The organism is Phocaeicola sp. HCN-6420 (assembly GCF_037890145.1).
Taxonomy (GTDB): domain Bacteria; phylum Bacteroidota; class Bacteroidia; order Bacteroidales; family Bacteroidaceae; genus Phocaeicola.
Genome location: NZ_JBBKBJ010000016.1, coordinates 44,946 through 56,639, shown reverse-complemented (window position 1 = coordinate 56,639; position 11,694 = coordinate 44,946). Strand labels below are relative to the sequence as shown.

The 11,694-nt window shown below is 46.2% G+C and carries 14 protein-coding genes, 1 tRNA gene and 1 pseudogene; 8 read left to right on the top strand and 8 right to left on the bottom strand.

Going from position 1 to position 11,694, the window contains the following annotated elements; genetic code table 11:
- Positions 1 to 21 precede the first annotated feature (21 nt).
- The 3 genes from WKT12_RS10595 (at position 22) to WKT12_RS10585 (ending at position 2,034) form a co-directional block, all read left to right on the top strand.
- Positions 22 to 106, top strand: a tRNA-Ser gene (locus tag WKT12_RS10595).
- Positions 107 to 379: 273 nt separating this feature from the next.
- The gene (locus WKT12_RS10590; protein ID WP_340319661.1) at positions 380 to 1,246 is read left to right on the top strand and encodes a fimbrillin family protein; all 867 of its coding nucleotides are present in this window, start codon (positions 380 to 382) and stop codon (positions 1,244 to 1,246) included.
- Positions 1,247 to 1,506: 260 nt separating this feature from the next.
- Positions 1,507 to 2,034: a lipocalin family protein gene (locus WKT12_RS10585; RefSeq protein ID WP_445323138.1), complete on the top strand. Its 528-nt coding sequence runs from the start codon at positions 1,507 to 1,509 to the stop codon at positions 2,032 to 2,034.
- A 33-nt stretch (positions 2,035 to 2,067) separates the two neighbouring features.
- Here the strand turns inward: WKT12_RS10585 and WKT12_RS10580 are convergent, their stop codons facing one another.
- Positions 2,068 to 2,610 (bottom strand): flavin reductase family protein, encoded by a 543-nt coding sequence (locus tag WKT12_RS10580; protein WP_340319660.1) that lies wholly within the window; start codon positions 2,608 to 2,610, stop codon positions 2,068 to 2,070.
- A 168-nt stretch (positions 2,611 to 2,778) separates the two neighbouring features.
- Positions 2,779 to 3,189: an ATPase AAA family gene (locus WKT12_RS10575; RefSeq protein WP_021971391.1), complete on the bottom strand. Its 411-nt coding sequence runs from the start codon at positions 3,187 to 3,189 to the stop codon at positions 2,779 to 2,781.
- A 212-nt stretch (positions 3,190 to 3,401) separates the two neighbouring features.
- Between WKT12_RS10575 and WKT12_RS10570 the strand changes: the two are divergent.
- Positions 3,402 to 3,530: pseudogene (locus WKT12_RS10570) on the top strand (TIGR04076 family protein); the annotation flags it as partial.
- 12 nt (positions 3,531 to 3,542) lie between these two features.
- On the top strand, positions 3,543 to 4,586 hold the full coding sequence (locus tag WKT12_RS10565; protein WP_340319659.1) for an alcohol dehydrogenase: 1,044 nt from the start codon (positions 3,543 to 3,545) through the stop codon (positions 4,584 to 4,586).
- A gap of 141 nt (positions 4,587 to 4,727) precedes the next feature.
- Here the strand turns inward: WKT12_RS10565 and WKT12_RS10560 are convergent, their stop codons facing one another.
- From WKT12_RS10560 to WKT12_RS10550, 3 genes are read right to left on the bottom strand one after another with little or no spacing between them, the layout of a single operon-like run.
- Positions 4,728 to 5,378, bottom strand: a complete 651-nt coding sequence (locus WKT12_RS10560) for a DUF1847 domain-containing protein (RefSeq protein WP_021971394.1) — start codon at positions 5,376 to 5,378, stop codon at positions 4,728 to 4,730.
- A gap of 53 nt (positions 5,379 to 5,431) precedes the next feature.
- Positions 5,432 to 6,142, bottom strand: coding sequence for a LytR/AlgR family response regulator transcription factor (locus WKT12_RS10555; protein WP_021971395.1), 711 nt, complete (start codon positions 6,140 to 6,142; stop codon positions 5,432 to 5,434).
- Positions 6,139 to 7,275 carry a sensor histidine kinase gene (locus tag WKT12_RS10550; RefSeq protein WP_021971396.1) on the bottom strand — a complete coding sequence of 379 codons (1,137 nt, stop codon included), beginning with the start codon at positions 7,273 to 7,275 and terminating at the stop codon, positions 6,139 to 6,141. Before WKT12_RS10550 ends, WKT12_RS10555 begins: the two co-directional genes overlap by 4 nt.
- A 260-nt stretch (positions 7,276 to 7,535) precedes the next feature.
- Here WKT12_RS10550 and WKT12_RS10545 point away from each other — a divergent pair, with 260 nt between their 5' ends.
- A complete protein-coding gene (locus tag WKT12_RS10545; RefSeq protein WP_340319658.1) occupies positions 7,536 to 8,147 on the top strand; it encodes a hypothetical protein in 612 nt (203 codons plus the stop codon).
- A gap of 5 nt (positions 8,148 to 8,152) precedes the next feature.
- Positions 8,153 to 8,665 carry a hypothetical protein gene (locus WKT12_RS10540; RefSeq protein ID WP_021971398.1) on the top strand — a complete coding sequence of 171 codons (513 nt, stop codon included), beginning with the start codon at positions 8,153 to 8,155 and terminating at the stop codon, positions 8,663 to 8,665.
- Here the strand turns inward: WKT12_RS10540 and WKT12_RS10535 are convergent.
- The gene (locus WKT12_RS10535) at positions 8,662 to 9,687 is read right to left on the bottom strand and encodes a threonine aldolase family protein (protein WP_340319657.1); all 1,026 of its coding nucleotides are present in this window, start codon (positions 9,685 to 9,687) and stop codon (positions 8,662 to 8,664) included. The genes WKT12_RS10540 and WKT12_RS10535 overlap by 4 nt on opposite strands.
- A gap of 102 nt (positions 9,688 to 9,789) precedes the next feature.
- Between WKT12_RS10535 and WKT12_RS10530 the strand changes: the two genes are divergently transcribed.
- Positions 9,790 to 10,593, top strand: coding sequence for a TrmH family RNA methyltransferase (locus WKT12_RS10530; protein WP_340319656.1), 804 nt, complete (start codon positions 9,790 to 9,792; stop codon positions 10,591 to 10,593).
- A 6-nt stretch (positions 10,594 to 10,599) separates the two neighbouring features.
- Here the strand turns inward: WKT12_RS10530 and WKT12_RS10525 are convergent, their stop codons facing one another.
- Both WKT12_RS10525 and WKT12_RS10520 read right to left on the bottom strand, forming a co-directional pair.
- Positions 10,600 to 11,004 carry a DUF4878 domain-containing protein gene (locus WKT12_RS10525; protein ID WP_021971401.1) on the bottom strand — a complete coding sequence of 135 codons (405 nt, stop codon included), beginning with the start codon at positions 11,002 to 11,004 and terminating at the stop codon, positions 10,600 to 10,602.
- A gap of 57 nt (positions 11,005 to 11,061) precedes the next feature.
- Complete coding sequence (locus WKT12_RS10520) at positions 11,062 to 11,682, bottom strand: YiiX/YebB-like N1pC/P60 family cysteine hydrolase (protein ID WP_021971402.1); 621 nt, start codon at positions 11,680 to 11,682, stop codon at positions 11,062 to 11,064.
- Between the last annotated feature and the right edge of the window lie 12 nt (positions 11,683 to 11,694).

The following is an 11,694-nucleotide window of genomic DNA, read 5'->3' as shown; positions in this document are numbered from 1 at the left end:
GCACTCTTGTAAGAGAGTTTTGGAGAGGTGGCAGAGTGGTCGATTGCGGCGGTCTTGAAAACCGTTGTACTGCGAGGTACCCGGGGTTCGAATCCCTGTCTCTCCGCTGTTTATAAAAAAGGTCCCGTAAAATTGATGTTTTACGGGACCTTTTTTATTTAAATGTTTTCATCGAAAATTTGTGTCCTGAAATAGAATGTAGCAAGAAGTTGGATATTTTGTATATAGGCTTGACAGCTTAGTATCGAGGAAAAATGCCTTTTTATTTTCCATTTTGAATGTCGTTTTATGGGAAACAGACTGAAAAATTAAAATATTTCAAAAGAAAATGAACCTATTACCAACTTTGATTGTTAGGTAAAGAAAAACCAAAAAGAGAATGAATAAAGTTTATGTATTATTGATGGCTGGTGTTTTGGCTGCTTCATGCTCGAAAAAAGAAGTGGAAATGCCACAGGAAGGGAAGGATTTAATTGAAATTGTAACGAACGTGGCTCCTCAGACACGAGTTCCGAATTTGGAACAGGACGGAAGCGGTAATTTTGTGCAAGGTGATGTCTTGTCCGTTTTTGTGTCGGGAAATATGAATACCATTCATACTACATATACATTGGGCACGACTTCGATGACATGGAGCGGGCTTAAATTGGCGGGAGATGTTTCGGAAGTTACTTTTTCGGCCTGCTATCCGCAACAGGAGTTAGGCAGCGATGGTACATTTGAGTTTAATACTTACTCGGCAGAATATAAGGATTTGTTGCTGTCTGAAGCACAGAAGGTAACTGTTGGTACTCCTAAGCCGGTCAATCTTTCTTTTAATCATGCTATGCATTTGCTGAATGTCAACTTTACTTCTGACGGATATTATTCGGCAGAAGAACTGAAAACTTTAGTTACTACTTGTAAGGCAAAAGCGTCATGCGTAGTAGATGCTGCTTCAGGAAGGATAAAAGAGACCAAACCGGGGGTAGAAAGTTTTATGGCAGAAGGTGCAGCTGCTGCTTTTTATCTTGTTCCACAGTCTACTTCAGATGTAATTTTATCTGTTAAAATCAATCAGTTGACAAAAGAATATAGTCTGAAAACTCTTTTAGAAGATTTAGGAACTCCACAGGAAACGTTACAAGGAGGAAAGAAAATCACTTTGACACTTAAATTATGTAAGGATAAGATTATTGTAGAAAGTGGTTCTATTGGTGCATGGGGAGATCAGGCTACAGTAGACGGTGAGGTTGTTATCGGCTGATTTCTTGCAACAGAAAAGCACGGGAGGTTTCCCTGCTAAAATAAAATCTCGATAGGTTTATAAAGTATAACAGATATAGACAAAGAGTCGTATCATGCTCTCTGGACAGAGGGAAGATACGACTCTTTCATTTTTTTGTTGTTTACCCTATATGGTTACGGATTGCATACGTTGGGGATCTGTTTATGATAGATGTAATTCCTGTTACCGTCTTGAATTTCTTCAATTTATTTTATATCTTTGAGAATAATCTTACTACGATGAAAAATATATTGTTCCTTTTATGTGCCCTTTTGAGTATGGGTGGTTGTTCGTCGGTACAAGACGACCGCATGGCATCATTGGATAACAGTACGGTAATCGAGTTTGATATATCTCGTTTTATGGGACGCTGGTACGAAATAGCCCGTTATGAACATCGTTTTGAAAAAGGGATGACTCACGTAACGGCAACGTATACATTACGCGATAATGGAAGCATTTCCGTAAAGAATGAAGGTTATAAGAACGGAAAGCATAAGGAAGTTAAGGGACGTGCCAAACAACCTGATCCGAAGGATCCGGGCAAGCTGAAGGTTTCGTTCTTTCTTTGGTTTTATTCCGATTATTACGTGCTCGACGTAGATTCTGACTATCGCTATGTATTGATAGGAAGCAGTTCTGATAAATACCTTTGGATTATGAGTCGTGAGAAAACCTTGCCGGCCAAGAAACAGGAAGAGTTGCTCGATAAACTTCGTACAAGAGGATATGATACCAGTAAACTGCTTTTTGTAGAACAAGAATAGTTCTCGTATTGCATTATTTAGCCTGGCAGGATATTATAATCCCGGAGGTAATTTGTCGGCCATTAGTTTCCGGCAGTTGAAAGTTTCTCCGTCGGCAGTGAACGTTCCGTCACCTCGTGCGTGGATCATCCGCTGGTCTGTACAATCACGGTTCTCTACGACTCGCATAACTTTTAACACCACAAATCCATAGCGTTCAATATAGTCTGTAACCTTACATTCCAGACAAGCGATACATCCGTCAAGCAGCGGAGCCTGAACGGTTTGTGCCGGAAGAGCTTTAAGATGGAACAAACTGAACTTGTCTGTATCGACGCCGCTGACAGTACCGATGCGTATTACTTTATCTATCATTTGTGCAGGAGGAATACATACTACACATTCTCTGGTGCGCATCATTGTACCAAATGAATAATTCCATTCGCCTGTGGTAAGAACAATGTGCTGGTCGAAGTCGATAGCCATTGTCCATGAAATAGTCATTACGTTATTTTTCTTACCGTCGGAAGTTGTGACGAGTACTACCGGTCCTGGCTCTATGTAAGTCAATGCTTTTTCTATGGGTACTTCTTTCATGCTGCTACAGATTATAGGTTATACTTTATGGTGTTTCCGCCTTCGGCTGGGTAGTCGGAATCTTTTTCTTTCAGCTTACGTAGCCTGAACTTTCTGTCAGCGTTCAGGCTGCGTATTCCGAAGGTAACGTTTTTCTTTCTGGCGAACAAACATTCTGCCAGACATTTTTCATGCCCTGAATCCGATACGGCAAGGTGATGTCAGTTTCAAATTCATCGCATGTAGGAAATTCATTTCCGCCTCTTTCACGTCGCATACTTCTATCGTACTGAACAATTGCAGACGTTTGTCTACAGGATGAGGCTCCGACATTACCCTCTGCGCCATACTCTTGATGATACCTTGTTCTACCAGATTGTGTACCCAGCGTCCGTTCCCAAAATATTCATCCCGCATTCTGGTTTCTTTTTCAATCAGACGGTTCAGATATTCATCAGCTTCAGGAGTCAGGACAAAGTTGCGGCTTTTCAAAATGCGATGCGCTATTTCACTCAGTTCGTCCGAAGTATAATCATCGAAGTAGAAACGGAGTGGAAAACGTTCCTTTAACCCCGGATTACTTTTGAGCAGTTTTTGCATTTTATCCTCATAACCGGCCAGGATGACAATCAGGTCGGGATTCGGCTCCGATAATATTGTAAGGAGTGCATTGATAACTTCTTAACAAAAAACTGAAAACGAGCCTCATCGTTTTGTAAAGAATATCATGAACTCTTGTCATATTAAGAGATAATCCTTACATTTGAGTGAAGATAAAAAACGGATGGGTATGTCGTACATGAAATTTTTCCTTTGTCATAGCACCGGCTCATGGAGGCAGCAATTTCTACGACGGCTGGATGAAAAATGAGCGTTCGGCCATGATTTCGTGTAATGACGGTTTCCGTTTCGTGAGTTTTCTGATTGAAGTAATAGACTAAAAATATAAAAATATGTTAGCATATACCTATATGGAGCATGGACGTTTTTCGCTGATAGAGAAGCCCGTGCCGGAATTGAAAGGCCCCCGTGATGCAGTGGTGCGCGTCACATTGGGAAGTATTTGTACCAGCGATTTGCATATCAAGCATGGAAGTGTACCTCGTGCCGTGCCGGGCATTACCGTAGGGCATGAGATGGTAGGCATTGTAGAACAGGTAGGCGAGGAGGTCACCACCGTGAAGCCCGGAGACCGTGTGACGGTCAACGTGGAAACTTTCTGCGGCGAATGCTTCTTCTGCCGGCATGGATATGTAAACAACTGCGAAGACGAACACGGAGGCTGGGCACTGGGCTGCCGCATCGATGGCGGACAAGCAGAATATGTACGGGTACCTTATGCCGATCAGGGGCTGAACCGCATTCCTGAAGGTGTAACCGATGAACAAGCACTTTTCGTGGGCGATATTCTTGCCACCGGATTCTGGGCGGCACGTATCTCGGAAATAACGCCCGACGATACCGTTCTTATCATCGGAGCCGGTCCCACGGGTATCTGTACTTTACTGTGTACGATGCTGAAACGCCCTAAACAGATTGTCGTATGCGAGCAGTCGGAAGAACGCATCCGCTTTGTTCGTGAGCACTATCCCGATGTACGGGTTGTACGACCGGAAGCATGTGCCGGAGAAGTACGCAGACTCAGTGCACATGGAGGAGCCGACGTCGTGATCGAAGTGGCGGGAACCGACGAGACATTCCGCATGGCGTGGGAGTGTGCCCGTCCGAATGCCATCGTAACCATTGTCGCACTTTACGATCGTCCTCAGGTACTTCCGCTGCCCGACATGTACGGAAAGAACCTGACCTTCAAGACCGGTGGCGTGGACGGCTGCGACTGTGCCGAGATTCTTCGCCTGATAGCCGAGGGCAAGATCGATACCACACCGCTCATTACCCACCGTTTCCCGCTCGATCAGATAGAAGAAGCCTATCGCATCTTCGAGAACCGTCTGGATGGAGTCATCAAGGTAGCCATTACCGAAAAGACAAAGTAGCATCTGGAAATCGGTCAGAAAGTTGGCAATGCCTTTGCCGACGGGCAGAAATTGAAATAAACAATAAAGTCAATCAGCCTGTATAAAAACAGTTCAGGCCGATTGACTTTTTCTATATACGATGATATTTACCTCAGAAAATTACTTTTTCTCTTCCCCCTTAAAGAACTTCTTCCGGTAATACGAATTGGCAGTATAAAGTGCGGCAGCAGGATTGTTCCCCGTAACACGGTCTTTGGTTACCAGCGTAGTGGTATACGCATCAGCATACTTGTAGAACAAGCTGTCATGTCCCACGCACAAACCGATTACCACATTCAAGTCCGTTTTTGCCTCGTTCAGCAGACGTGCTTGTAGAATCGGGTTGCACATCGCAGCACCTATGCTTTCACATTCGGCAGGAATACCCATCGAAGTCTTAGGCTTGCCGGCAACCTTACAGATGACCGAGTACGCTTCGAAACCATTCGCCCGGAGAATACGAGCAAAGATACGCGCCTCGTTTATCAGTCCGATACAGTTGGCTATGCCGATACGGTGCGCATTAATCTTGCGGGCAAACTCCATGATCTCCTGCACACGCGTCCACTGGCAATACCCCTCATATTCCACTTCCGCACTGGCAATCATTATCCGGCGGTTATCCCCTTCATCATACCGTTCCAGCGCCCATTGCATATCCTCTTCCTTCAAGTTTGTAGTCAGGCAGAAATCAGGATAAGTACGGTCCTTATACTTACAGTTCTGTGTGCCGCAGTCCACACAAGAGTGTATTTCTTTTTCCTTTTCCATAAAGCAATTCATTTAGTTTTCAGAGAACGCTGCAAAGATATATATTTCTTCATTCAGATAAGTCCCAGACGATGAATATATGCCATGAACTGTTCCTTATAGTTTTCTCCGATAGGAATATACACATCTTTTCCGAAGAGAATGCGGAAACGTGAAATCTCGGTTATCTTGCTCAGGTTGACGATATACGAACGGTGTACCCTCATAAAGTTCGAAGGAAGCATGGCTGACAACTTTTGCAGACTGTTTAGCGTGATGACAGGTTTCGGTCGGTCCTCCAGATAAATACACACATATTCACTCATCCCCTCTATATACAAAATCTTCTCCTTATCTATACGCACCACCTTATACTCACTCTTTACGAATAAAGTTCCCTTTTCATCTTCCGCCTCCGTAGTATGATGCGTCAGCTCGTACATTCTTCTGGCTTTTTCGGCTGCTTTCAGACAATCCGTAAAGCCGAAAGGTTTCATCAGGTAATCGATGGCGTTGAGGCGAAATCCCTCGATGGCATATTCTGAATAAGCCGTAGTAAAAATAACCATCGGCGGATTCGGAAGTGAGCGGACAAAGTCGATACCATTCAAGTCGGGCATGTTGATATCAGCAAAAAGCAAGTCGACTGGCGTATGCGCCAGCGTTTCAGAAGCCTGGCAGGCATCCTGGCACGAAGCCACCAGCGTAAGAAAAGGAATGCGTGCAATGTAGCCCGCCAGTTGTGCCAGAGCAAGCGGTTCATCGTCGATAATCAGACATTTCATGATAGTGGAGGAATTATAAGTAATACATGGTAGGAAACTTCATCTTCAGTAATGGTAAACGTATAGTTGTTGCCATAAAGCAGGTGAAGCCTTTTCTTTATATTCTCTATGCCTATGCCGTGATGCGCATCGTTTGTACAGGCATGCTTGCTGTTGTGGCAGGCAAACAAAATTCCCTCGTCTGCCTGTGCGATACGTACGTCGATGTACGAATCTTCCCGATAGCTTACCCCGTGCTTAAACGCATTTTCCAGCAGCGAGATAAAGAGCAGGGGAGGAATCTGCACATGAGGCACTATCAGCGGAAAGTCCGTCCGTATACTTAACTTTTCAGTATAACGCAACTGCATCAGTGCAATATAATTCTCAAGAAACTGAATTTCTCGTTCCAGCGAAATCTGACTGTTGTTCGCTTCGTACAGCACATACCGCATCAGTTTCGAAAGCTCGATAATGGTCTTTTTGGCCTTTTCCGCATCAATATCCACCAGTGCGTGAATGTTGTTCAGCGTATTCATGAAGAAATGCGGGTTCAACTGATACTTCAGATATTGCAGTTCCGATTCCAGATGCTGATGTTCAAGTTCCTTGAGCATCTCGTCGTCGTGGAGCGACTTGAGGAAAAAACGGATAGTCAGGTTAAACCCCACCAGCAAGATTGCCACCGTAATATGAATCAGCAGGAAAGGCGGATGCATGGGACGTATCGGCTGCATCATTTTTTCTCCCATAGGAGGTACCGGAAGCCGGTCGGGGAAAAAAACGTCGTGGGCTGAGTCTTGTACGACAAACTCTTTCTGTTGCCGGAATCCCGGATGGGGATTAAGTACCTGAATACATCCCGGCAAGTATAGAAACAAAATACCGATAGTGAAGATGAGTGACACCACATAACGTGTATAATATTTCTTGAGCAGAAGTCGTGGAATAAGCACATAGTTATGTATCAGAAACAAAAGGAAGAAAGGCAATACCATGAGCCAGGTATCGCTTACCTCTTTCCAAAGTTCGGTTCCTTCCAGCGGATGCTCGTCGTCGAGCAGGAAACCGATGAGCGGTGTTCCCAGTATCAGCAACCAGATGGTAGCATAAATAATCTGTTCCAGAAGTAATTGCTTTTGTAAATGTTTCATGTCGTGCGTCACTCTTTTTACGCCTGCAAAAATACGTCTGTACCTAACCCGGTGCAACTAAAATCGGCGAATGGAATGATTTTGCAGACCAAGCGGACTTATTTTATCTTTTACTTCCATCCTCACCGGTTCTATTCAGGCAAAATCTGATTCGTCGGGAGTTGACCGAGAGAATAAGCGGGTTGGCTGATTCTATTTTCCGGAAAGCATCCCCTTCTTTACCTTTGTTCTCCTGAAAAAGAATTTTAAAACCTACGAAGATGAACATGAAGAAAATTGTATGGATATTTTGTCTGACGGCCCTGATACCCATACCGTCGGCAGCCTTTGCCGTAGCCTTACCCGACGAACCGCAACAAGAGAAAAAAGCTCCGGTAAAAGAAATACCCAATCCTGAGAAAACCGCACGCAAGCGGACCGATGAAATGGACAAAGTTCTCAATCTGACCGAGAAGCAATACAAGAAAATTTACAAGCTCAACCTGAAGGAAGAAAGAGAAAAACTGGAAGCCCTGATAGGACGTGGTGACAGAGATACCGGTTGCCCTCCGATGATGGGTGGCGGTCGTCCTCCGATGCGGCACAGTGACGGCGAACCTCCTATGATGGATGGCGGCAGTCAGCCTCCTATGATGGGACACGGCAGACGTCCGATGATGGAACCACCTGCCGATAATGACAAAATGAAGGACGATATCAGAGAACGTACTGAAAAGAAGATGAAAAAAATCCGTAAGATTCTTACCGACGAGCAATATGATTTGTGGCTTACCATGAAGCCCGAACCTCGTCCGGAGCCGGCAGACGGAGCACCTGTTCCACCTGAAGAAGCGCCCCAGTTTGACATGATACAAAACGAAGCAGAACAATAATGAACATGAAAACAGTCTACGGGATGGTAGCGATGATATGCGCTGCCATCTGGTTTGGTTCCTGCCAGAACGAAACACTCGATTACTATCCTATTGGTAAAAAACATTTAGGCGAAACCTATACCGAATATTCCGTGAATAATGTCATAACAAATGATACCGTGAACCGCATTATTCTCAACTTCTATCCGGAGGAAGTAACCTCCCTCTCGTACATGAACTATGACGAGTCGGCTTGCACATTCACCTTTCATCGCGGAAATACCTCGAAGTACCGTATTTCGTGGGATTATGAAACCGACGGAAGTTATGTCGAAGTGCAATACGGACAAAACGGTATGTGGTTTACCGTAAACCAGCAAAAACATTCGGGTGAATACCTTCTTACCGCCAACGACGGCATGGGAGTACGCATGTGCATACAGAGTGGCGGAACCATGATTTCCGGTGACGAACAGATAAAATATGCCATTTCCGTCACCGTAAACCATTTTTCCATTGAAGAAGCCGATGACTAAAGCAGGGCAATCAGCGCATCTACATCAGACTCACGTGTAGCCCAGCTTGTAACGAAGCGTACTACCGTTTCCTTTTCCCCGCGCGGTCCCCACAGCTCAAACGTTGCATGCGCCGAAAGACGGTCTATATCCTCATTCGGCAGGCAGACAAACTGTTGGTTGGTCGGTGAATCCAGATGCAGCTTATATCCCTTCTGCACAAAAGCCCGTTTCAGTTTCTGTGCCAGACGTACGGCATGTTCTCCAGCCTTCAGATAGAGGCCGTCGGTAAACAAGGTCTCAAACTGAATACCCAGCAGACGTCCTTTGGCAAGCAGTGCTCCGTGCTGTTTTATCAGCGGGAAGAAATGTGGCAGACGTTCCGCATGAGGAGCCACCACGGCTTCGCCGAAAAGTGCCCCTACTTTCGTGCCACCTATATAAAACACGTCGCACAGGCGGGCAATATCCTGCAAGGTAACGTCCGTACCCTGAGCAGCCAGTCCGTATCCCAGACGTGCACCGTCCATGTAAAGCGGAATATTCGCCTTGCGGCATACACGGCTCAAAGCCTCCAGTTCGCTGAGCGAATACAGCGTACCATATTCCGTTGGGTGAGAGATATAAACCATTCCCGGCGCTACCATATGCTCGTATGTTTCATCGCGGTAAAAGTTTTCGATGTATGCCTCTACTTCATCAGCGCAAAGTTTTCCCTCGTGCTGAGGCAACGTCAGCACCTTATGTCCGGAAGCCTCGATAGCCCCGGCTTCGTGTACGTTGATATGTGCCGTTTCCGCTCCCAGCACACCTTCATGATGTGCAAGCAGTCCGTCGATGACAGTTGCATTCGTCTGTGTACCTCCTACCAGAAAATATACGGCCGCTTCGGGTTGTCCGCATGCTTTCCGTACCAGTTCGCGTGCATGGCGTGTATAATCATCGTTTCCATATCCGGCAGTCTGTTCCAGATTTGTTTCCATCAGGCGGCGCATCACCTCAGGATGTGCCCCCTCCATATAGTCAGTATCAAAATGTAGCATAGCTTTTTTGCTCTTTAATTTGTTTTCGTAGACAAAGGTAGAGAAAAAAACTTTGCTCCGGCCGATATTCTTTCTTAACTTTGGCCGGAAAAAAGAATACCTATGCCTGTAATAGAAATAACCAGCCTCGAACACCCCGGAGTAGAAGTATTCGGCACCCTGACCGAAGCTCAGTTGCGTAACCGCATAGACCCCGAAAGAGGTATCTTCATAGCCGAGAGTCCGAAAGTAATCCGTGTAGCGCTCGATGCCGGTTACCAGCCCCTTGCCTTGCTTTGCGAGCAGAAACACATAGCAGGCGATGCTGCCGACATTATTCTCCGTGCCGGCGACATTCCAGTTTATACGGGCAGCCGGGAACTTCTGGCACGTCTTACAGGCTATACACTGACCCGTGGTGTTCTGTGTGCCATGCGCCGTCCTGCTCCCCGTACACCTGAAGAAGTCTGCCGCGATGCCCGTCGTGTTGCAGTCATTCACGGGGTAGTCGATACAACCAATATCGGAGCCATCTTCCGTTCGGCAGCAGCCTTGGGCATCGATGCAATTCTTCTTTCGCCCGATTCCTGCGACCCTTTGAACCGCCGTGCCGTACGCGTGTCGATGGGTTCCGTGTTTCTGGTACCCTGGACATGGCTTCCGCGTCCCGTATCTTCGTTACGCGAAATGGGTTTCCGTACCGCCGCCCTGGCACTGACCGACCGTTCTGTTCCCATCGACTACCCGGAACTCAAGGACGTTTCCCGTCTTGCCATCGTAATGGGAACCGAAGGCGACGGTCTTCCCGCCGAAGTCCTGTCGGAATCCGATTACGTAGTCCGCATCCCGATGTGGCATGGCGTCGACTCACTGAATGTAGCAGCCGCTTCGGCCGTAGCATTCTGGGAGCTGAGGGTACGCCGGTAAAATTCTTTACTTGCCGATATCCATCAGCCATTTACCATCCACCTTAACCATTTTCTGAGTATCTTCTTTGACACTGCCGTCGCCATAATGCTGCTTAAACGTCACGACAGCAGAGTTACCGTCTTCTGCTATTTCCTCGGAAACGATTTCCGTTTCCTTTAGTCCACCTTTTTTCTCAATCGTCTTGGAGCCTTTTTCCTGAACCATGGCAACCAGGCCCTCGCGTATCTCCTTGGCCTTGTCGGAATCAGCTTCAGAGATATTACATCCATTGATAAACTCCTCGTAATCATTGTCGCTCAGTGCCGACATATAATCCTTCAGTGCAGCTCCGGGCGTACTTGGCGTACACGATACCATAGCAAGAACAGCTACCAGCATCAGTCCTAAACGAATCAGTTGTTTCATCATAGTGCTAAATTTTTAGGGTTAATAAAAAGAAATATTTAGAATCGAAAAAGCTCGAGTTTACGGGAACCTGTATATTATTTTCAAATGTTTGTTGCGTGCTATATCGTCGGGCATGAGGTATGTACCGCCCATTGCCGGAACATTAATCTGTGTACGTCTGCCTTCGGAAAGACAAATACCCGCTTTCCGGTAAGCAAACTCTACCAGTTCGCTGCAATACATTCGTGAAGTATCAGTCAGATTGTAGTCGTGATCGAAAAGAACCCCCTGACAGGCCATCTTCCAGGCAGTACATGCAGCCTCCGAAGCAGCAAGCGAATCCCCCGTCATTCTGGCTATCGCACCACGTACAGCCCTGTCGGCCGCAAAGAAGCGCGACAATGAATCCGTTTTTACACGGTCGGAATCACCTTCAAAATCAGGTTCGTCGGGGACAGCATGGATTACGTACCATTCGTTGCCAATCTTTTTTAGAATACCGATATGCGAATAAACCCCGTCTTTGCTGGCGGAAGTTACAACGTGGCTCAAGAGCCCTGTGCCGCGCCGGAATGCCAGATCGCCATCAGCCAGCATCCCGACAGGCATAATCCGCTGGCTCTTTGCCTTCGTGTTCTTACAAGAAACGCACAAACAAAGGACCAGCAGGGCAGGGAGTATGTGAAGCAGTTTCTTCATATACGAACAAAG